At 73.2% G+C, this 20083-nt stretch carries 19 protein-coding genes; 14 read left to right on the top strand and 5 right to left on the bottom strand.

Features of this window, described 5'->3' with window-relative positions; genetic code table 11:
* Positions 1-90 precede the first annotated feature (90 nt).
* From AB0C87_RS22990 to sigJ, 4 genes are all read left to right on the top strand, one after another.
* Positions 91-1317: an FAD-dependent oxidoreductase gene (locus tag AB0C87_RS22990; protein ID WP_360359035.1), complete on the top strand. Its 1227-nt coding sequence runs from the start codon at positions 91-93 to the stop codon at positions 1315-1317.
* 46 nt (positions 1318-1363) lie between these two features.
* Entirely contained in the window at positions 1364-2533 is a 1170-nt protein-coding gene (locus AB0C87_RS22985; protein WP_360359033.1) for an MFS transporter, read from the top strand.
* Between the two features lie 71 nt (positions 2534-2604).
* The gene (locus tag AB0C87_RS22980) at positions 2605-3066 is read left to right on the top strand and encodes a GtrA family protein (protein WP_345174484.1); all 462 of its coding nucleotides are present in this window, start codon (positions 2605-2607) and stop codon (positions 3064-3066) included.
* A gap of 57 nt (positions 3067-3123) precedes the next feature.
* The gene (gene sigJ / locus AB0C87_RS22975; protein WP_345174485.1) at positions 3124-3984 is read left to right on the top strand and encodes an RNA polymerase sigma factor SigJ; all 861 of its coding nucleotides are present in this window, start codon (positions 3124-3126) and stop codon (positions 3982-3984) included.
* 8 nt (positions 3985-3992) lie between these two features.
* On the opposite strand, the gene AB0C87_RS22970 is transcribed toward sigJ, so the two are convergent.
* Positions 3993-4862, bottom strand: coding sequence for an LLM class F420-dependent oxidoreductase (locus AB0C87_RS22970; protein ID WP_345174486.1), 870 nt, complete (start codon positions 4860-4862; stop codon positions 3993-3995).
* Positions 4863-4994: 132 nt separating this feature from the next.
* Here AB0C87_RS22970 and AB0C87_RS22965 point away from each other — a divergent pair, with 132 nt between their 5' ends.
* Complete coding sequence (locus AB0C87_RS22965) at positions 4995-5384, top strand: MerR family transcriptional regulator (RefSeq protein ID WP_345174488.1); 390 nt, start codon at positions 4995-4997, stop codon at positions 5382-5384.
* On the opposite strand, the gene AB0C87_RS22960 is transcribed toward AB0C87_RS22965, so the two are convergent.
* Together AB0C87_RS22960 and AB0C87_RS22955 are read right to left on the bottom strand one after the other, a co-directional pair.
* Positions 5336-5761: a hypothetical protein gene (locus AB0C87_RS22960; protein ID WP_345174491.1), complete on the bottom strand. Its 426-nt coding sequence runs from the start codon at positions 5759-5761 to the stop codon at positions 5336-5338. The two genes, AB0C87_RS22965 and AB0C87_RS22960, sit on opposite strands and share 49 nt — an antisense overlap.
* Complete coding sequence (locus AB0C87_RS22955; RefSeq protein WP_345174492.1) at positions 5749-6357, bottom strand: TIGR03086 family metal-binding protein; 609 nt, start codon at positions 6355-6357, stop codon at positions 5749-5751. The genes AB0C87_RS22960 and AB0C87_RS22955 overlap by 13 nt, the downstream gene beginning before the upstream one ends.
* An 82-nt stretch (positions 6358-6439) precedes the next feature.
* On the opposite strand from AB0C87_RS22955, the gene AB0C87_RS22950 reads away from it, so the two are divergent.
* Positions 6440-7858 carry a PLP-dependent aminotransferase family protein gene (locus AB0C87_RS22950; RefSeq protein WP_345174493.1) on the top strand — a complete coding sequence of 473 codons (1419 nt, stop codon included), beginning with the start codon at positions 6440-6442 and terminating at the stop codon, positions 7856-7858.
* On the opposite strand, the gene AB0C87_RS22945 is transcribed toward AB0C87_RS22950, so the two are convergent.
* A complete protein-coding gene (locus AB0C87_RS22945; RefSeq protein ID WP_345174494.1) occupies positions 7859-9133 on the bottom strand; it encodes an ATP-binding cassette domain-containing protein in 1275 nt (424 codons plus the stop codon).
* Positions 9134-9401: 268 nt separating this feature from the next.
* On the opposite strand from AB0C87_RS22945, the gene AB0C87_RS22940 reads away from it, so the two are divergent.
* The 6 genes from AB0C87_RS22940 (at position 9402) to efeB (ending at position 17396) form a co-directional block, all read left to right on the top strand.
* Positions 9402-10946, top strand: a complete 1545-nt coding sequence (locus AB0C87_RS22940; RefSeq protein WP_360579396.1) for a M20/M25/M40 family metallo-hydrolase — start codon at positions 9402-9404, stop codon at positions 10944-10946.
* A gap of 107 nt (positions 10947-11053) precedes the next feature.
* Complete coding sequence (gene dnaG, locus AB0C87_RS22935; RefSeq protein ID WP_345174498.1) at positions 11054-13012, top strand: DNA primase; 1959 nt, start codon at positions 11054-11056, stop codon at positions 13010-13012.
* A gap of 72 nt (positions 13013-13084) precedes the next feature.
* On the top strand, positions 13085-14230 hold the full coding sequence (gene rpoD / locus AB0C87_RS22930; protein WP_360579442.1) for an RNA polymerase sigma factor RpoD: 1146 nt from the start codon (positions 13085-13087) through the stop codon (positions 14228-14230).
* 161 nt (positions 14231-14391) lie between these two features.
* Positions 14392-14856: a heavy metal-binding domain-containing protein gene (locus tag AB0C87_RS22925; RefSeq protein WP_345174503.1), complete on the top strand. Its 465-nt coding sequence runs from the start codon at positions 14392-14394 to the stop codon at positions 14854-14856.
* Between the two features lie 136 nt (positions 14857-14992).
* Entirely contained in the window at positions 14993-16126 is a 1134-nt protein-coding gene (gene efeO / locus AB0C87_RS22920; protein WP_345174505.1) for an iron uptake system protein EfeO, read from the top strand.
* A 25-nt stretch (positions 16127-16151) separates the two neighbouring features.
* Positions 16152-17396 carry an iron uptake transporter deferrochelatase/peroxidase subunit gene (gene efeB, locus AB0C87_RS22915; RefSeq protein WP_360579393.1) on the top strand — a complete coding sequence of 415 codons (1245 nt, stop codon included), beginning with the start codon at positions 16152-16154 and terminating at the stop codon, positions 17394-17396.
* 11 nt (positions 17397-17407) lie between these two features.
* On the opposite strand, the gene AB0C87_RS22910 is transcribed toward efeB, so the two are convergent.
* A complete protein-coding gene (locus AB0C87_RS22910; RefSeq protein ID WP_345174509.1) occupies positions 17408-18658 on the bottom strand; it encodes a molecular chaperone DnaJ in 1251 nt (416 codons plus the stop codon).
* A 220-nt stretch (positions 18659-18878) separates the two neighbouring features.
* Here AB0C87_RS22910 and AB0C87_RS22905 point away from each other — a divergent pair, with 220 nt between their 5' ends.
* Both AB0C87_RS22905 and AB0C87_RS22900 read left to right on the top strand, forming a co-directional pair.
* Positions 18879-19454: a TerD family protein gene (locus AB0C87_RS22905; protein ID WP_149257552.1), complete on the top strand. Its 576-nt coding sequence runs from the start codon at positions 18879-18881 to the stop codon at positions 19452-19454.
* A 40-nt stretch (positions 19455-19494) separates the two neighbouring features.
* Positions 19495-20073 (top strand): TerD family protein, encoded by a 579-nt coding sequence (locus tag AB0C87_RS22900; RefSeq protein ID WP_345174511.1) that lies wholly within the window; start codon positions 19495-19497, stop codon positions 20071-20073.
* Positions 20074-20083: the final 10 nt, after the last annotated feature.

The following is a 20083-nucleotide window of genomic DNA, read 5'->3' as shown; positions in this document are numbered from 1 at the left end:
GGACACGCCTCGACGCGCCAGCCGACGGACCCTTGTCTCGTGGCAGGCGCCGCTGTAGGGATAGCTACAGGTCCACTACAGGAGGTCACCATGCCCGAGGAGACGTTCGTCATCGCCGGCGCCGGCCTGGCCGGGGCCAAGGCGGCCGAGACGCTCCGTGAGGAGGGCTTCGCGGGAAGGGTGCTGCTGGTCGGGGAGGAGATCGAGCGGCCGTACGAGCGGCCTCCGCTGTCCAAGGGGTTCCTGCTGGACAAGGAGCCCCGGGACAAGGCCCACGTCCACGAGGCGGACTGGTACGACAAGCACGATGTGGAACTGCGGGCCGGCACGTCCGTCGCGGCCGTCGACCGGGGGGCGCACCAGGTCCGGCTGTCCACCGACGAGCCGGTCGCCTACGACAAGCTGCTGCTGGCGACGGGCGCGTCCCCGCGCCGGCTGGACGTGCCGGGCTCCAAGCTCCAGGGCATCCACTACCTGCGGACGATGGCCGACTCGGCCGCGCTGAAGCAGGCGCTGGCGCCCGGCGGCCGCCGGGTCGTGGTGGCCGGGGCGGGCTGGATCGGGCTGGAGACGGCGGCCGCCGCCCGCGCGCACGGCAACGAGGTGACGGTCATCGAGCCGGAGCCGGTGCCGCTGCACGCCGCGATGGGGCCCGAGCTCGGCGGCATGTTCGCCGACCTTCACCGCGAGCACGGCGTGGTCCTGCGGATGGACGAGGGGGTGGCCGGGTTCTGGGGCGCCGGGCAGGTCTCGGCGGTGGTGACCTCCGGCGGCGCGGAGGTGCCCGCGGACGTCGTGATCGTCGGCATCGGGGTGCGGCCCAACAGCGGGCTCGCCGAGGCGGCCGGGCTGGAGGTGTCCGACGGGATCCTCGTCGACCAGTCGCTGCGCACGTCCGATCCCGACATCTACGCGGCCGGGGACGTCGCCAACGCCTACCACCCGCTGCTCGGCCGCCGGATCCGCGTGGAGCACTGGGCGAACGCGCTGAACGGAGGTCCCGCCGCGGCCCGCGCGATGCTCGGCCGGGACGTCGTCCACGACCAGCTCCCCTACTTCTTCAGCGACCAGTACGACCTCGGCATGGAGATGTCGGGCGTCGCGGCGCCGGGGGAGTACGACGAGGTCGTGTACCGCGGGGACGTCCCGGGACGGGAGTTCATCGCGTTCTGGCTGTCGGGCGGGCGGGTCGTCGCCGGCATGAACGTCAACGTGTGGGACGTCACCGGGGACGTCCAGGCACTGATCCGCTCCGGGCGCCCCGTGGACGCCGCCCGCCTCGCCGACCCGGGGGTGCCGCTCGCGGACCTGGCGTGAGGCGGCCGGGCCGGCCCGGCCGCGTCGGCGACGTACAGTCTGCCGAGTGGTTACCGACAAGATCACGACGCTGTCCCGGGCGCGCGCCGCGGTGACGCTGGCGTTCGCCGCGCACGGCCTGCTCGGCGCCGCCTGGGTCGCCCGCATCCCCCAGATCAAGGAGCATCTCGGGCTGGGCGAGGGCGCGATGGGCGTGGCGCTGCTCGGCGCGCCCGTGGGCGTCGTCGCGGCGGTCCGGTTCGCGGGGCGGATCGTCGGCCGGTGGGGCAGCCGCGCGACGACGATCGCGGCGGGGGCCGCGGGCGCGCTGGCGCTGGTCCCGCTCGGCCTGGCCTGGAACCTCGGCGCGCTGATCCTCTCGCTGCTGCTGATGGGCGCCTCGCTCGGCCTCATGGACGTGGCGATGAACGCGCAGGGCGTCGCCGTGGAGCGCGGCTACGGCCGTCCCCTGATGTCCGGGCTGCACGGCTCCTACAGCATCGGGACGCTGCTGGCGGCGCTGGCCGGGTCGGCGGCCGCGCACGCGGGCGTCCCCGTCCCGCTGCATCTGGCGGTCGCGGCGGCGGCGCTGATCGCCTTGCTGGCCCTCGGCTGCCGCGGCCTGCTGGACCGCTCCGCCGACGAGCTCCCCGAACCGGACGGGGACGCCCCGGCCCCCGCCCGCTCCCCGCGCCGGCCGCTGATCATGCTCGGCGTCATCGGGCTGTGCTCGTTCGTCGGGGAGGGCGCCATGGCCGACTGGAGCGCGATCTACCTGAGGGAGAACCTCGGCACGGGCCCGGGCGTGGCCGGGCTCGGCTACGCCGGGTGCGCGGTGGCGATGACCGTGGGCCGGCTCACCGGCGACCAGGTCGTCGCGCGCTTCGGGCCCGTCCCGGTGCTGCGGGGCGGCTCGCTGGCCGCCGCCCTCGGACTCGGCCTCGGGCTCGCGGCGGGCGACCCCACGGCGGCGGTGGCCGGATTCACGCTGTTCGGCCTCGGCGTGGCGGTCGTGGCGCCCGTCACCTTCAGCGCGGCGGGCAACGTGCCCGGCGTGCCGGCCGCGGCCGGGATCTCCCGGGTGACCGGCGTCGGCTACCTCGGCCTGCTCGGCGGCCCGCCCGTCATCGGGTTCATCGCGCAGGGCGTGGGGCTGACGTGGGCGCTGGCCGTCCCGGTCGCGCTGGTCGGGCTGATCGTCCTGCTGGCCCCGGCGGCGGTGACGGCCGAGCGGTGAGGCGGCGCCTGTTGATCTTTTGCGGGGGTTGCGACCTTCGTATATGTCCTACTCAGGTAAGGTCTGGGCGAGTGAGCACCATCCAGCGGTCGGGACCGGCCGAAACGGTCGCGTCCGCCCCGGCGCTGCGGACATTCCTCGGCGAACTGCTCAGTTTCGGTTTCGTGGGGTGCCTCGGCACGCTGATCATGATCTTCGGCGCCAACCTGATGCGCGCGTGGCTCGGCGGCAGCCCGGTCACGAGCGTCGTCGTGCCGACCGTGGTGTCCACGCTGTCCTCCTACCTGCTCAACCGGTTCTGGACGTTCCGGCACCGCGACAGCGACGGCTCCGGCCGGGAGGTCGCGATCTTCTTCGCGCTGAACGGCGTCGGGCTGCTGATCCAGGTGCTGTGCACCGGCTTCACCTACTACACCCTCGGCCTGCACGGCGGGGTCGCCTACAACCTGGGGCTTCTCGCGGGCGTCGGCCTCGGGTCGGCGTTCCGCTACTGGTCGTACAAGAAGTGGGTGTTCACCCCCGCCGCGGCATGAAACGGGGGGCGCGGGGGTTGTCTCCTCACGCAGGCACAGCCGAGGCACGGAGCGGGCGTGAGCCGACTCGACGATGAATGGGCCGAGCACCGGCCGGCGGTGTTCGGCGCCGCGTACCGGATCACCGGGAGCGTCGCCGACGCCGAGGACATCACCCAGGACGTGTGGCTGCGCGCCTCCGCCCGGGAACCGCTGGACGACGTCCGCGACCTGCGCGCCTGGCTCCTCACGGTGGCCGCGCGCCGCGCGTACGACGTGCTGGGCTCGGCCCGCGCGCGGCGCGTGGAGTACGTGGGGCCGTGGCTGCCCGAGCCGCTGCTGACCGGGCCGGACGCCGCCGAGCCGGTGCTGATGGACGAGACGGCCGGGACCGCGATGCTGGTGGTCATGGAGGAGCTGTCGCCGCCGGAGCGCGTGGCGTTCGTCCTGCACCAGGCGTTCGAGGTGCCCTACGAGCAGATCGCCGGCGTGCTCGGCAGGTCGGCCGCCGCGTGCCGGCAGCTCGCGTCCCGCGCCCGCCGCAAGATCGCCGCTGCGCTCCCGTCCCGCCCGGCCCCGGCGGCCGAGCGCGACCGGGTGCTCGCGGCCTTCCGGTCCGCCTACGAGCGCGGCGACGAGGCCGCGCTGCTCGCGCTGCTGGACCCGGACGCCGTCTACACCACCGACGGCGGCGGGCAGGTCTTCGCCGCCCGCAAGGTCATCGCCGGGGCGGAGCGGGTGGCGACCGTGCTGCTGCGCGTCGGCGCCCGCAACCTGCTGCGGCTGGAGTTCGCGGAGGTCAACGGGCGCCGCGAGCTGCTGGTGCGGCGGGACGGCCGGGCGGCCGGGGTCGACACCGTGGAGGTCGAGGGCGGCCGCGTCACCGCCGTCCGCCGTGTCCTCAACCCCGCGAAGCTCACGTCCCTGCGCGGGATCTGAACCGGGCCTCACCGCCCCGCTGGGACGATCTTCTCGGTCTGGGTCAGGGCCTCGGCGAGGATGCCCGCCAGGTCCTGGCCGGTGCCCTGCGAGAAGATCACCTGGTCGACGCCCCGCTCGGCGAGCCGCCCGACGGTGTCGACGGCGGCGCCGACCGAGGGCGTCCCGGTGAAGAAGGTCAGCGAGGTCTTCTCGATCTCGGCGTAGTCGCGGCCCTCGCGCTCGCAGTGCTCCTTCAGGACCTCCAGCTTGCGGGGCAGCTCGTCGCCGTCGAAGAGGTTGCAGGCGTCGGCGTACTTCGCCACGAACCGCAGCGTCTTCTTCTCCCCGCCCCCGCCGACGAGGATCGGCGGGTGGGGGCGCCGCAGCGCGGGCGGCGAGTTGAGCGGGTGCTCCAGCCTGTAGTGCTCGCCCTCGAACGGCGACTCGTCGCCGTCCCACATCCGGTGGGCGATCCGCAGCGTCTCCTCCAGCCGCTCGAACCGCTCCGCGGTCGGCGGGAACGGGATGCCGAGGCCGCGCGACTCCTCGTCGTTCCAGGCCGCGCCGACGCCGAGCCACGCGCGCCCGCCCGACAGGACGTCCAGCGTGGTCACGGTCTTGACCAGCACGCCGGGGTGCCGGTAGGTGACGCCGGTGACCATCGTCCCGAGCGTGATCCGCTCCGTCAGCGCCGCCGCGTACGCGAGCGCGGAGTAGCCCTCCAGCATGGGCTCCTCCGGCCGTCCCACGGCGCCGATCTGGAAGAAGTGGTCCATCACCCACAGCGAGTGCAGCCCGCCCTGGTCCGCCTCGCGGGCGAACCGGCCGAACGTGGGGCCGATCTGCTCCGGCCCTCCGGGAAAGGTGAAGCTCGGAACCTGGAGTCCAATGCGCATGGCGAGTCCTTCGCGTGCCTCGTGGTGTAAGCCTCTCCTTCCCACTCTGCGACCTGGAGCGCACTCCAGGTCAAGCGCGCGGACCGGCCGGACGTTGACCTGGAGTGCGCTCCAGGTGCGATCCTGGAGTGCGTGAGCTCCTACTCTCCCGCCGAGACCGCCGAGAAGAGCGGTTTCAGCATCGACACGCTGCGTTACTACGAGAAGATCGGGCTGCTGTCCGGGATCGCGCGGAACGCGTCGGGACGGCGCGTGTTCTCCGACGACGACCTGCAGTGGCTCGGGATGCTGCGCTGCCTGCGCGGCACCGGCATGCCGATCGCCGAGATGCTGCGCTACTCCGAGCTGGCCCGCGGCGGCGGCGAGACCGTCCAGGAGCGGCTCGACCTGCTGCAGGAGCACGACCGCCGGGTCGAGGAGCAGATCGCCATCCTGCGCGCGCAGCAGCGGCAGATCAAGGTGAAGATCGGCTTCTACCGGGAGGCGTCGCTGACCTGCGAGGCCGCTCCCGCCCCGGCCTGAGCGAGGACGCGCTCCGCGCGCGCCCACGTCTCGGCCGGCTCGAAGGCGTCCGCCCACCAGGTGTCGGCGCGGATCGTCCCGCGCCGCCGGAACCTGCGCATGACGGCGACGTGCGGCGGCCAGGCGACGAAGCCGCGCAGCGCGGCGTCGCCGGTCCAGACCGAGACGGAGCCGCACCTGCGCCGGCGGAGGTCGGTCCACAGCCACAGGCCGACGGCCCCCTCCAGGTCGGGCCACGACCGGCGCAGCGCCATGCCCGCGTGGAAGGCCCTCGGCAGGTCGAGCGGACGCGCGCAGGTGAAATCGGTGACGCTGACGAGGACCGGGCCCGTCGCCCGGACCGGCCCGCCGCGCCACGCGGTCCTCAGGAGCGCCATGAGGGGTCCCGGCCGAGGAGGGTGAGCAGGCGGTCCCGCGACTCCGCGCCGGCCGGGGAGGGGACGGCCGGGGCGAACGAGTCGCCGGGCCCCCGGCCGTCCTCGGGGACGATGGCGGCCACCTTGAGGGACGCCTCCACGAGGTCGCCGGAAGGCTCCCAGGCCGCGCCGATCGAGGCGGCGACGTCCCAGGCGTGCACGACGAGGTCGACGAAGTGGAAGCTGATCGCCAGCGCCGCGGGGAAGGCGCCGCCGTCGCGGATCTCGGGGAGGACGAGTTCGGCGTCCGGGGACGTGTCCGCGAAGGCCCTCGTCACGAGGTCGGCGGAGGCCCGCGCCGCGGCGAGGGGGTCGTCGCCGAGGTCGCCGCCGCGCCACGCGGACAGCCGCGCGCCCTCGCCCCGGGCGGCGGCCGCGAAGCCCTCGTCCTGGCTCACCTGGTGGCGCAGCAGGCCGTGCAGCGTCCAGTCGGGGCACGGCGTCGGCAGCCGCAGCGCGTCCGGCTTCACCTGCGCGACGAGGGACAGGTAGAGATCGGCCGCCTTCCGGTCGAGCGGCCGGAAATCGGTGGTGAGGAGTTCGTTGAGCAGGTCCATACCGCCACGCTAGGGACGCGCAGAGGCCCAGGTACAGGTCCAAAATTGCGCATAATGACTGAGCCGATTTAGGCTCGGCGCCGTGGACCTCCACGTGAGCCTGGTGGGGCGCCGCGACCTCGCCGGGCAGATCTACGGCCAGCTGCGCGCCGCGATCCTGGACGGCCGGCTGCGCGCGGGGGAGGCGCTGCCGCCGACGCGCGAGCTGGCCCGGCGCCTGGCGATCTCCCGCAACACGGTCGGCGTCGCCTACGACCGGCTCGCGGCCGAGGGGTTCCTGACGAGCCGGGTCGGCGCGGGGACGTTCGTCCGGGAGACCGGGTCCGCCGCGCGGGGCGCGCCCGCCGCCTCGCCGCTGCGCCCGCGCGGCGTGTGGGCCGGGGTGTCCGCCTGGCCGGCGCCGATGCCCGGGATCCGGTGGGACTTCCGCGCCGGGCTGCCCGACGTGCGGCTGTTCCCGTACGAGGCATGGCGGCGGATCATGTCGGGGCTGCTGCGGCCGTCGGCGCTGGCCGATCCCGCCTCGGCGGCCGACCCGGCGGGGCTGCCCGCCCTGCGCGAGGCCGTCGCCCGCCACGTGGGCGTCTCGCGGTCGGTGCGGGCGAGCGGGGCCGACGTCGTCGTCACGTCCGGCGTCCAGCAGGCCCTCGACCTCATCGTCCGGGTCCTTCTGGAACCGGGCGACGTGGTCGCCGTGGAGGACCCCGGGTACCCGCCCGTGCGGATGCTCCTCGCCGCGGCCGGGATGCGGGTGCGCGGCGTGCCGGTCGACGCCGAGGGGCTCCGGGTGGACGCGCTGCCCGGCGACGCGCGGGCCGTCTACGTCACGCCCTCGCACCAGTTCCCGCTCGGCATGCCGATGTCGCTGCGGCGCCGCAGGGCGCTGCTCGACTGGGCGCGGCGGCGGGACGTGGTGATCGTCGAGGACGACTACGACACCGAGTACCGGTACGGCGGGCGGCCCGTCGAGCCGCTGCAGAGCCTCGACGAGGACGGCCGCGTCCTGTACGCCGGCACCTTCTCCAAGATCATGCGGCCGGTGCTGCGCCTGGGGTTCCTGGTGGCGCCGCCGTCGCTGCACCACGCGTTCCGCATGGCGCGCTACGTCTCGTCCTGGCATGCCGAACTGCCCGCGCAGGCGGCCCTCGCCCGGTTCATCGACGAGGGCCTGCTCGCCCGCCACATCCGCAGGTCCCGCCGCGAGTACCGGGCGCGGCACGAGCGCGTCGCCGAGCGGGTGGCCGGGCTGCCGGGGAACCGGCTCGACCTCGTCCCGTCCGAGGCGGGGCTGCATCTGAGCGCGGTGTTCCGGGACGGCGCGGACGACGCCGCCGTCGCCGCGAGGGCGCTCACCGCGGGCGTCGGGCTGTTCGCGCTGTCGGAGTTCGCCGTGACCGGGCCGCCCGGCGCGGGCCTGGTCTTCGGGTACGGGGCCGTGACGCCGCCCGAGATCGACGAGGGGATGCGCCGGCTCGCCGGCGTCCTGCGCGGCCGCTCGTGACTAGCGGTGGACGGGCGTGATGCGCCGGCCGTCCGCGCCGAAGAACAGGATCCGGTCCAGGTCGACCGCCAGCGCGACGCGGTCGCCCCGGTCGGGCCGCCCGCCGGGCGCGATGCGGAAGACGAGGTCGGACCGCCGGTGGTGGCCCGCGTGCTCCTCGACCGGCTCCTGCGCCTCGGCCGGCCTGCCGAACAGCGCCCGGACACGATCGCGCAGCCCGGGCCGCTCCGCCGCGGGGGCCTGCGGCCGCTCGGGCCGGCCGACCTCGTTCGCGTCCACCGTGGGGATGCCGGCCTCGGCGTAGGCGAGCCACTCGTGGCCGTGGAACTCCAGCGCGCGGACCTGCCCGGACAGGACGGTCCCGGCCGGGGCGGGCGAGCCCGGGGCGATCGGCATCATCGTGTCGGGGCGGATCCCGACGATCACGGGCCGGCCCTGGTGGCTGATCAGCGCGGACGCCCGCGGGTCGTTCCAGGGCAGCGTGAGCCGCTGCGGTCCGAGGTCGAGCATCAGCCCCTGGCCCTCGACCGCCCACAGGGTGGCCTGCAGCAGGTTGATCGGAGGGGAGCTGAGGAACGCGGCCACGAACACGGTCGCCGGGTCCTCGTAGATCTGCTCGGGGGTGCCGACGTCCTCCAGGACGCCGTCGCGCAGCACGGCCATCCGGTCGGCCATCGTCATGGCCTCGACCTGGTCGTGCGTGACGTAGACGGTGGTGGTGCGGCTGGAGCGCACCAGCGCGGCGATCTCCACGCGCAGCTCCGCGCGCAGGCCCGCGTCCAGGCTCGACAGCGGCTCGTCCATCAGGAACAGCGACGGCTCGCGGATCAGCGCCCGGCCGATCGCGGCCCGCTGCCGCTGGCCCCCCGACAGCGTGCGCGGCAGCCGGTCGATCATCGTGTTGATGCCGAGCGCGCGCGCCAGCTCCACGACCTTCGCGGACGCCTCGGCGCGGTCGTCCCCGGACACCTCCAGCGGGAACATCATGTTGCCCTTGACCGTGCGGTGCGGGTAGAGCGCGCCCTCCTGGAAGACCATCGCCACGTTCCGTTCGCGCGGCGGCAGGTCGTTGGCGACGGTGCCGTTCAGCCACAGGTCCCCGCCGGTGATCTCCTCCAGCCCGGCGATCATGCGCAGGATGGTCGACTTGCCGCAGCCGGACGGTCCGAGCAGGACGAAGAGCTCCCCGTCGCTGATGCGCAGGCGGACGTCGCGGACCGCCACCTGCCCGCCGGGATACACCTTGTCGACGCCGTCCAGCACAACATCCGTCATCGAGTCCGCCTGGGGGTGGGCAAATCTACGGTGGGCCATCTCATCGCGGCGCGGCCCACGTTGTCCAGAGTGAAACCAGGGTTACCCGCCGTTAATCCGGCCGAGTCCGGCCACCGGATCGTATATTCCCGGCATTGCTGGATGTTCCTGACTTCTAGCTGTTCGGCGCCGTGCCGGGGGGTCCGGCGGGCCGCCGCCCTGGAGATCGGCGGCCCGCCGTGTCACCTTTGATCACGAAGCCCGTCCGGGGTTCGAAGGAGGAGCTCCCATGCCCGACTCCCCACCCGCCGTCAGCCGCCGTGACTTCCTGCACCGCACCGGCGCGGGCGCCGTCCTGCTCGCGGGCGGCGTGCTCGCCGGCGGCACCGCCGCCGCGGCGCCGGCCGGCAGGTCCGCCCTCGCCCGCCCCGCCCGCGGGCCCGCGCCCGCCGACCTCGATCCGCTGGCCCTGCTGAAGAAGATGCTGTCGTTCGACACCCAGAACTTCGGGGAGGGCGGCGTCACCCGGCCCCACGCCGAGATGCTCAAGGCCGTCTGGGACTCCGCGGGGGTCCCCGCGGAGATCATCCCCACGCCGAAGAAGGACAACGTCCACCTCGTCGCCCGGATCGAGGGCGGCACCGCGGCGCCGCCGCTGCTCCTGCTCGGACATTCCGACGTAGTCCCGGTGGAACGTGACAAATGGTCGGTCGACCCGTTCGCCGGGACCGTCCGCGACGGCGAGGTCTACGGCCGCGGCGCTCTGGACATGAAGGGCGCCAACTCCGCCAACATCAGCGCCCTGCTCCGGCACGTCAAGGAGGACGCGAGGTTCGACCGCGACATCATCGTCCTCACCGACTGCGACGAGGAGGCCGGGCAGTACGGCTCCCACTGGCTCGCCGAGCACCACTGGGACAAGGTCAACGCCGGCATGGTGCTCACCGAGGGCGGCTGGTTCCTCGCCCAGAAGGACCGGCGGACGCCGATGCTCATCACGGTGACGCGCCAGGACAAGGTCTACTTCAACCTCGACCTCGCCGCCGGCGGCACCGCCACCCACTCCTCCAAGCCCAATCCCGACTCGGCCATCGCCCGGCTCTCCCGCGCCGTCGCCGACCTCGACGCCTGGCTCGCGCCGGTCGCGCTCACCCCCGTGACGCGGGAGTACTTCGGCGCGCTCGCCAAGGCCACCGACGACCGCCCGTTCGAACGGGCGCTGCGGCTGCTGCTGTCCGCGCGGTCCCAGCAGGCCCGTGAGCGGGCGGCCGCGCTCGTCGTCAAGCGCAGCTCCTACCCGTGGCTGCACCAGGCCCTCCTCCGCACGACGCACGCCTTCGTGATCGAGGACGCGGGCTACAAGGAGAACGTCATCCCCTCCAAGGCCACGCTGCGCGTCAACTGCCGGGGCGTTCCCGGCGGCCAGCGGCCGCGCGACTTCCTGGCCGCGATCCGGCGGCGCCTCGCCGGCCGCGAGGTGACCGTCACGCTCGCGGGCAACCCGGGGGAGTCGGAGGAGGACGCCCTCAGGAGGCTGGACGAGACCTGGGCCAAGCCGCCGTCCAGGCTGGACTCGCCGCTGTACGAGGCCATCGGCGCCGCGGCCGCCGCGACCTATCCGGACGCGGTCTTCGCGCCCGCCCTCTTCGAGGCCGGGACGAGCCTGGCGCCGTGGACCTCCAAGGGCGTCCCCGGTTACGGCGTCTACCCCTACGTCGTCGACAACGACCAATTGATCGCGATGCACGGCAACGACGAGCGCATCGCCGTCGAGGCCCTCAAGCAGGGCACGGAGTTCATGTACCGGCTCTTCGGCCGCTTCCGGATGGGCTGATCTACAGGCGCCCCCGGCCCCGCGGCCCGCGCGGGGCCGGGGGCGCACCCATGCCCGTCGCGGCGCGATGCCCTCGATGTCGCAAGCCCGCCGTAGACTCCTTGGTCGTGGCAGGCCGGATTCGCAATGAGGACATCGCACTCGTACGGGAGCGCTCGTCCATCGCCGACGTGATCGGCGAGTACCTGCAGCTGCGCAGCGCGGGCGGCGGCAATCTCAAGGGCCTGTGCCCCTTCCACGACGAGAAGTCCCCGTCGTTCAACGTGACGCCCTCGCGCGGGCTGTACTTCTGCTTCGGCTGCGAGGCGGGCGGCGACGTCATCAAGTTCGTCCAGGAGATCGAGCACCTGACCTTCACCGAGTCGGTGGAGCGGCTCGCCGCCCAGGCCGGGATCCAGCTGCGCTACGAGGAGGGCGGCGGGCGCGGCCCCCGCCAGGACGGCGGGCAGCGCGCCCGGCTGGTCGAGGCGCACCGGGCGGCCGCCGAGTACTACGCCGAGCAGCTGAACTCCGCCGCCGGCGCGCCCGGCCGCACGTTCCTGTCCGAGCGCGGCTTCGAGGCCGCCGACGCCGAGCGCTTCGGGGTCGGCTTCGCGCCCCGCGAGTGGGAGGGCCTCGTCAGGCACCTGCGCGGGCGCGGCTTCGCCGACCGCGACATCGTCGCCGGCGGCCTGGCCAAGGAGGGGCGGCGCGGCCCGATGGACCGGTTCCGCGGCCGGCTGATGTGGCCGATCCGCGACCTGTCCGGCGACGTCATCGGGTTCGGCGCGCGGCGGCTCTTCGAGGACGACGACGGCCCCAAGTACCTGAACACCCCCGAGTCGCCGCTGTTCCACAAGAGCTCGGTGCTGTACGGGGCCGACCTCGCCAAGAAGGAGATCGCCCGGCGGCGGCAGGCCGTGGTGGTCGAGGGCTACACCGACGTGATGGCCTGCCACCTGGCGGGCGTCCCGACGGCCATCGCCACCTGCGGCACGGCGTTCGGCGACGAGCACATCAAGGTCCTGCGCCGCCTGCTGATGGACCAGGACGAGTTCCGCGGCGAGGTGATCTTCACCTTCGACGGCGACGCGGCCGGGCGCAAGGCGGCGCTGCGCGCCTTCGACGACGAGCAGAAGTTCGTGTCCCAGACGTTCGTGGCCGTCCAGCCCGACGGCCTCGACCCGTGCGACCTGCGCATCCGGCACGGCGACGCGGCGGTGCGCGACCTCGTGGCGTCCCGGCTGCCCCTGTTCGAGTTCGCCGTGCGCAGCGCGATCGAGCAGCACGACCTCGACACGGTCGAGGGGCGGCTCGGCGCCCTGGACGCGGCCGCCCCCGTCGTCGCCGCCATCAAGGACCGCTCCCGCCGCCACATGTACGCGGTCAACCTGGACCGCTGGCTCGGCATCATGGACGAGCAGTTCGTGCTGCGCCGCGTCCGCGAGCTGGCGAACCGGCAGCACGGCCGCGCGCGGGCAGGGAACGGGCGCGGCCAGAACGGGCACGGGCGCCCCCAGAACGGCGACGGCCGGGCGAACGGCCCCGCCGCGGAGAACGGGCGCCGCGGCGACGCGGAGCCGCAGGCGCCGCGGCGGCCCGCCTTCGACCCCGCCGACCCCGAGGTCCAGCGCGAGCGCGAGCTGCTGAAACTGGCGGTCCAGCGCCCGGCGCTGCTCGGCCCGGCGTTCGACGAGCTCCCGGTCGAGGCGTTCCTCGCGCCCCCGCACACGGCGGTGCGCGCGGTGATCGCGGATGCGGGCGGCGTCACGGCGGCGGGGAGCGTGCCGGAGTGGGTCGCCCGCCTTCTGGAGCGGGCGCCGAACGACCAGGTCAGGGATCTGCTCACCAAGCTCGGGGTGGAGCCGGTCCGGTCCGCCCAGGAATCGGACGACCGCTATGCCGCGGAATTGCTCGCCCGAATTCAGGAGCGCCAGCTCACCCGCATGATCGCGAGCGTGAAATCTAAACTCGGGCGGCTGAATCCGGTCGAGGCGGCCGAGGAGTACAACCGGCTCTTCGGTGATCTTGTCGCGCTTGAGCAGCAGAGACGGGTGTTGCGGGATCGGGGGCTTGGGTCGCAATAGGCGTCCGTCCCGCGAAAATGGGTCCTGTGATCTAGGCCCCATTTGACGCAGACTGTCTGCGTGGGCCCTTCGGTGCTGCCAAGCGAGGCGCCATCGGTTGATCAGGTGGCGGACCTCGTCGCACGCGGCAGAGAGCGCGGCGGTGTGACCGTCGAGGACGTCGCTGCCGCGCTCGATCGCTCGGACTTGCCGGACGACTCGCTGGAGCGGGTCGTCCGGATGCTCGCAGAGCAGGGGGTGGACGTCCTCGACTCTCAGCAGGAGACCGAGGACGTCACGCGAGCGGATGAGGGAGACCTCGGCAAGCGGGCGCCGACGAGCGACCTGGTTCGGATCTACCTGAGAGAGATCGGTCGCGTACCGCTGCTCACGGCAGAAGATGAGGTAGAACTCGCGAAATCGATCGAGGCGGGACTGTTCGCCGAGGAGAAGATGGCGCGCACCGCCGTCCTCGCCCGCGGCGAGCTGCTCGACCTCGAACTGCTCTCCCGCGAAGGGGCGCGGGCGAAGCAACGGCTGATCGAGGCCAATCTCCGGCTCGTCGTCTCGATCGCCAAACGCTACGTCGGCAGGGGAATGCTGTTCCTCGACCTGATCCAGGAGGGAAATCTCGGACTGATCCGCGCGGTCGAGAAATTCGACTACACCAAGGGGTTCAAGTTCTCGACCTACGCCACCTGGTGGATCCGGCAGGCGATCACCCGGGCGATCGCCGACCAGGCCCGGACGATCCGCATCCCGGTGCACATGGTCGAGACGATCAACAAGCTGGTCCGCGTGCAGCGCCAGATGCACCAGGACCTCGGCCGGGAGCCGAGCCCCGAGGAGATCGGCCTGGAGATGGGCCTGTCGCCCGTCCGGGTCGTGGAGATCCAGCGCATCGCGCAGGAACCGGTCTCGCTGCAGTCGCCGATCGGCGAGGAGGACTCCGACCTCGGCGACTTCATCGAGGACGCCGACGCGGTCGTGCCGATGGAGGCGGCGGCCTTCCTCCTGCTGCAGGACCAGCTGGAGGACATCCTCGCCACGCTGTCGGAACGGGAGCAGCGCATCATCCAGCTGCGCTTCGGCCTGGTCGACGGCCACCCGCGCACCCTGGAGGAGGTGGGGCGCGAGTTCGGCGTGACGAGGGAGCGGATCCGCCAGATCGAGTCCAAGACGCTGGCGAAGCTGCGCCACCCGTCCCGGGCCCAGATGCTCCGCGAGTACCTGGACTGAGGCGCGGCCCGGCGGCGGGCCGTCCTCCCGGCCGTCCGCCGGGAGGACGGCCGCCGCCGGGCCGGCGCGCTGCGCCCGGCGCGGCGTCCGGCGGTGCGAAGAGATACGCGTTACCGCCGTTACGTCGCATTTCGTCCGGATGGTGTCCTACCGTGGTGACCATGCTGATCGTGACGACTGATGGCGTGGCGGGGTACGAGATCAGGAGCGTGCTCGGAGAGGTCCTCGGGCTGGCCGTCCGGGCCGATCAGGGCGCGGTCCACGCGCCCGGGCAGGGCGGGAGCAGCGCGACGTTCCGGGTGACGGGGGAGCAGCCGGGCGCGGGCCTGGCCGCGGCGCGCCGCGAGGCGGTGGACCGGCTCGGCGAGGAGGCCCGCCGCAAGGGCGCGAACACGGTGGTGGGCATGCGGTTCGACACCGCCCTGATCGGCGGCGGCGTCGAGGTGTGCGCGTACGGGACGGCCGTCTGGGCGGAGCCGGCGGCGCAGCAGCGCGAGCAGGCGCCCCAGCACCAGCAGCGCCCGCAGCACCCGGGGCACCTGCCCCCGTACGGCGACCCGCAGGCTGGCGGCCCGCCGATGGCCGCTCGCAACCTCACGATGGGGCTGCACGACCGGCCGCGCTGAGCGGCTCCGCCGGTCCGCCCGGAACGAGGCGGCGCGGCGTGGGATGACTCACTGTCTCCGACCCCACTTGACGTGCTGAGGTTAGCTTTCGCTAATTTAGGTAAGCCTAACCATTTGCACGCTCCTGGAGACCCTGATGCGTCCTGTGTCCGTCCTCGCGCTCGCCGGCGCCGCCGCGGTGTCGATGTCCCTTCTGACGGCGTGCGGCGGTGACGGGGACGAGGCGGGCGCGGCGGGCGCCGTGGCCGTGACGGCCACCGACGACGCCTGCGAGGTCGCCAAGACCGACCTCCCCGCGGGCAAGACCACCTTCAAGGTCGCCAACAAGGGCTCCAAGGTCAACGAGTTCGAGGTGCTCAAGCCGGACGGCAAGATCCTCGCCGAGCGGGAGAACATCGGCCCCGGCACCAGCGTCGACTTCGTGGTGAACCTGCCCGCGGGCACGTACAAGCTGCTGTGCAGCGCCGGGCAGACCGGCAAGGGGCCGTCCCAGGACGTCACGGTCACCGGCGGCGCCGCGGGCGGCGCGGACCCGCGCCTGAGCAAGGCCGCGGCCGACTACAAGGCCTTCGTCATCGTCCAGACCGACGACACGATCGCCAAGACGCGGAAATTCGTGGACGCGGTGAAGGCCGGCGACGTCGAGAAGGCCAAGGAGCTGTACGCGCCGTCCCGCGTCGGCTGGGAGACGATCGAGCCCGTCGCCGAGAAGTTCGGCGACCTCGACCCCAAGGTCGACGCGCGCGAGGCCGACCTCAAGCCGGAGGAGAAGAAGGACTGGTCCGGCTGGCACCTTCTGGAGAAGGCCCTCTGGAAGGACGGCTCGGTCAAGGGCAAGGAGAAGTACGGCGACCAGCTGCTGGCCGACCTCGGCACGCTGAAGTCGCGGCTGCCCGGCCTCACGCTGGACCCCGTCAACGACATGGCGGGCGGCGCGAAGGAGCTGCTGGACGAGGTCGCCACCGGCAAGGTCACCGGCGAGGAGGAGGCGTTCAGCCACACCGACCTCGTCGACTTCAAGGCCAACGTGGACGGCGCCAGGAAGATCTACGAGCTGCTCAAGCCGGTCGTCCAGGAGCACGACGCGCAGCTCGCCAAGGACCTCGACGACAACTTCGCGGGCGTCGAGGCGCTGCTGAAGAAGCACGAGAAGGGCGACGGCTACGTGTCCTACGACAAGGTCGGCGAGGACGAGCGCAAGGAGCTGGCCGACGCGGTGAACGCGCTGGGCGAGCCCCTGTCCAAGCTCGCCGCCGCCGTCGCCAAGTGATCCGGACGAGAGGAACGGCAGCGGCATGACGGGCGAAGGGACGCAGGAGCGGCCGGGCATGTCCCGGCGGCGGATGCTGGGGTTCTCCGGCGCGAGCCTGCTCGTCGGGGCCGCCGCCGGGGCCGGTCTGGACCGGGTCGCCTCCGCGGAGGAGGACGACGACGCGGGCGACGCGATCGCCTTCCACGGCGTGCACCAGGCGGGCATCGCCACCCCCGTGCAGGACCGGCTGCACTTCGCGGCCTTCGACGTGACGACGGGCGACCGCGACCGGCTCGTGCGGATGCTGAAGGAGTGGACGGCCGCGGCCGCCGCCATGACCGCCGGCCGGCCGGTCGGCGACGGCGCGGTCGGCGGCCCCTCGGTCGCTCCGCCCGACGACACCGGCGAGGCGCTCGGGCTGCCGCCGTCCCGGCTCACGCTGACGATCGGCTTCGGCCCGTCGCTGTTCGAGAAGGACGGCAAGGACCGGTTCGGCCTCAGGGCGCGCCGTCCCGCCGCGCTGGTCGACCTGCCGCACTTCCCCGGCGACAACCTCGACCCGGCCCGCAGCGGCGGCGACATCGCCGTCCAGGCCTGCGCGGACGACCCGCAGGTCGCGGTGCACGCCGTCCGGAACCTGGCGCGCATCGGGTTCGGGGTGGTCGCGGTCCGATGGTCCCAGCTCGGCTTCGGCAAGACGTCCTCGACGACGCCGGACGCGCAGACCCCGCGCAACCTGTTCGGGTTCAAGGACGGCACCGAGAACATCGCCGGTACCGAGGCGGACCTGCTCGACCGCCACGTGTGGGCGGCCGGGGGCGACGGGGCCGACTGGATGGCGGGCGGCTCCTACCTCGTCGCCCGCCGCATCCGGATGCACATCGAGACCTGGGACCGCACGTCACTGCGCGAGCAGGAGGACGTCTTCGGGCGCAACAAGGGCGAGGGCGCGCCGGCCGGGCTGCGGAAGGAGCGCGACAAGCCCGTCCTGTCCCAGATGAAGCCGGACGCGCACGTGCGGCTCGCCCACCCCGACTCCAACCAGGGGACGCGCATCCTGCGGCGGGGCTACTCGTTCACCGACGGGTCGGACGGCCTCGGCCGGCTGGACGCGGGCCTGTTCTTCATCGCGTTCCAGCGCGACCCGCGGACGGGGTTCATCCGCGTGCAGAACTCGCTGGCCACCGACGCTCTGAACGAGTACATCCAGCACGTCGGGTCGGGCGTCTACGCGTGCCCGCCCGGCGTCCGCAAGGGCGGCTACTGGGGCGACACCCTCTTCGCCTGACGGGCCGCGGGCTAGCCCTGCCCGGCCCGCTCCGAGCGGATCCGCGCCACCACGTCGCCGGCGGCCGTCCTGATGGACTCCAGCTCCTGCAGGTAGGCCCAGTAGTCGGGGTGGGCGCCCGTGAGCCGCTGCGGCGCCCTCTCCAGCCGCTCGACGAGGGAGTCGAGCACGCGGGCGTGCTGGGGCGGGGCGCCGCCCGGCTGCGCCATGGCGAGCCGCTGGGCGTCGCGCACCGCGAACCGGACGCCCTCGACGGGCCCGGCCGGGTCCTCGGCGACCGCTCTCAGCTCCTCCACCCGCCCGGTGACCTGCCCGGCGCGGCGGTCGGCCGCGTTCAGCTCGGTGCGCGCGGCGGTGAGCGCCTGCTGCGCCCGCTTCCATTCGGAGCGGCCCGCGTGCGCGGACGCCTCGTTCAGCCGCTCGCGGGCCCGGGTGACGGCCGCCTCGATCGACTCGGGGGCGCCCTTGAGGTCCTGCCAGCACGCCTGCGAGTAGCCGCGCACGAGGACGCGCATCGCCTCCCGGACGCCCGCCGCGCGGTTCGCGACGGCGTCGGCGCGCGTCCGGACGGAGGAGAGCGAGTCGCGGACCTTCTGCGCCTGCCGGGGCAGCTCCGCGGCCGCCTCCCGCGCCCGCTCGGCGATCTCGCGGACCTCGTCGGCCGCGCGGATGGCGCCGTCGAGGCCGAACCCGCCGAGCCCCTGGGAACCGAGCTGCGCCAGGACCTGCTTGGCGCGGTCCAGCTCCTGCTCCGGGTCGGCGGCGTCCATCCCGGCGGCCCTGGCCGCGGACACGGCGGCGTCGGCGGCGGCCACGGCGTCGCGGGCGGCGGTGAGGCGGGGCGGGAGCTGGTCGAGCGCGGACTCCAGCCGGGCCATCCGCGGGGCGAGGCGCTCGGCGAAGCCGTTGAGGTCCCCGGTGATCTTCTGGAGCCGCTCGGTGGAGGCGACGAACGCGCGCCGCGCGGCGTCGTACTCGGCCGGTGACCGGTCCCGGTCATCGAGGTCGTGGGCGTCCAGGACGGAGATGTAGGCCACCGAGGCGGCGTCGGCGGCCTCGGCGAGCCGGGTGAACTCCCGGCGGGCGGGCTCGGCCGCCTTGGCGTCCAGGTCCTCGAACACGGTGACGCGGCCGTCGATGTACTTCTGCGCCTGGTCCATGTCGTAGAAGGCGGCCGCGGCCGCCTCCCGCGCCTCGACGGCCCCGGCCGCCGCCTGTGCCCCGCGGCCGCCCCGGCGGCGCTGGTCGCCCGGTCCCCGCAACGCAGCCTCCCTTCGTCCGCCCCCCAGTCTGGCGCAACCGGCCCGGGTTTCGTCCACGCGGGAAGGCGGGCGGGTGCGCGGCGACGGCGGGGTGGCGACCGAATCACAAAGATTGTCGCCATCCCTTCATAAAGGATGGAACGGATAGCATCGCTGCAACGTCGATAAGGCTGGGCGCCCGTTCGGCGTCCGATCCGGCATGCGATCTTGGAGGCTCATCGTGCCCGTCAGCCTGAGCAAAGGCGGCAACGTCTCGCTCACCAAGCAGGCCCCCGGCCTGTCCGCGGTGACCGTCGGTCTCGGCTGGGACCTGCGCACGACGACCGGGACCGATTTCGACCTCGACGCCTCCGCCATGGTCCTGGACGCCTCCGGAAAGATCATTACGGACCAGCACTTCGTCTTCTTCAACAATCTGCGCACGCCGGACGGCGCGGTCGAGCACACCGGCGACAACACCACCGGCGCGGGCGAGGGCGACGACGAGCAGCTCAAGGTCAACTTCGGCGCGATGCCCGCCACGGCCGAACGGGTCGCGTTCGCCGTGTCGATCTACGACGCCGACAGCCGCGGGCAGAACTTCGGGCAGGTCCGCAACGCCTTCATCCGGGTGCTGAACCAGGCCGACGGTGCGGAGATGGCGCGCTACGACCTGACCGAGGACGCGTCCATGGAGACCGCCATGGTCTTCGGTGAGCTGTACCGCAACGGGACGGAATGGAAGTTCAGGGCGGTGGGCCAGGGGTACGCGTCGGGACTGGCCGGCATCGCGGCCGACTTCGGCGTCAACATCTGAACAGTCCGAGCAGTCTGGACAGGAAGGGAGCAGCCCGCACATGGGGGTCTCACTCGCCAAGGGCGGCAACGTCTCGCTGACGAAGGCCGCGCCGAACCTCACCGCGGTCACCGTCGGCCTCGGCTGGGACGTGCGCGCCACCACCGGCGCCGACTTCGACCTGGACGCCTCCGCGCTGATGCTGGCGAGCACCGGCAAGGTCATGTCGGACCAGCACTTCGTCTTCTTCAACAACCTGCGCAGCCCGGACGGCTCGGTGGAGCACACCGGCGACAACCTGACCGGCGAGGGCGAGGGCGACGACGAGTCGATCAACGTCGACCTCACCGCGGTGCCGGCCGAGTGCGAGCGCATCGTGTTCCCGGTCTCGATCTACGACGCCGACAACCGGCAGCAGAGCTTCGGGCAGGTCCGCAACGCCTTCATCCGGATCGTCAACCGGAACGACGGCAACGAGCTCGCGCGCTTCGACCTCACCGAGGACGCCTCCACCGAGACGGCCATGGTCTTCGGTGAGCTTTACCGCCACAACGGCGAATGGAAGTTCAGGGCCGTCGGCCAGGGGTACGCCTCCGGTCTGGCGGGCATCGCGATGGACTTCGGCGTCAACGTCGGCTGACCGCCGGCGC

The sequence above is a fragment of the Actinomadura sp. NPDC048021 genome (genome assembly GCF_040653135.1).
Lineage (GTDB): Bacteria > Actinomycetota > Actinomycetes > Streptosporangiales > Streptosporangiaceae > Spirillospora > Spirillospora verrucosospora.
This window is presented reverse-complemented; position numbering and strand designations above follow the sequence as displayed.

Bases quoted from the DNA above. Each gene is read 5' to 3' on its own strand.
- AB0C87_RS22990 (WP_360359035.1), top strand. From the start codon at position 91: ATGCCCGAGGAGACGTTCGTCATCGCCGGCGCCGGCCTGGCCGGGGCC.
- AB0C87_RS22955 (WP_345174492.1), bottom strand. From the start codon at position 6,357: ATGGACCTGCTCAACGAACTCCTCACCACCGATTTCCGGCCGCTCGAC.
- AB0C87_RS22960 (WP_345174491.1), bottom strand. From the start codon at position 5,761: ATGGCGCTCCTGAGGACCGCGTGGCGCGGCGGGCCGGTCCGGGCGACG.
- efeO (WP_345174505.1), top strand. From the start codon at position 14,993: ATGCGTCCTGTGTCCGTCCTCGCGCTCGCCGGCGCCGCCGCGGTGTCG.
- AB0C87_RS22900 (WP_345174511.1), top strand. From the start codon at position 19,495: ATGGGGGTCTCACTCGCCAAGGGCGGCAACGTCTCGCTGACGAAGGCC.
- AB0C87_RS22925 (WP_345174503.1), top strand. From the start codon at position 14,392: ATGCTGATCGTGACGACTGATGGCGTGGCGGGGTACGAGATCAGGAGC.
- AB0C87_RS22970 (WP_345174486.1), bottom strand. From the start codon at position 4,862: ATGCGCATTGGACTCCAGGTTCCGAGCTTCACCTTTCCCGGAGGGCCG.
- AB0C87_RS22945 (WP_345174494.1), bottom strand. From the start codon at position 9,133: ATGACGGATGTTGTGCTGGACGGCGTCGACAAGGTGTATCCCGGCGGG.
- AB0C87_RS22940 (WP_360579396.1), top strand. From the start codon at position 9,402: ATGCCCGACTCCCCACCCGCCGTCAGCCGCCGTGACTTCCTGCACCGC.
- efeB (WP_360579393.1), top strand. From the start codon at position 16,152: ATGACGGGCGAAGGGACGCAGGAGCGGCCGGGCATGTCCCGGCGGCGG.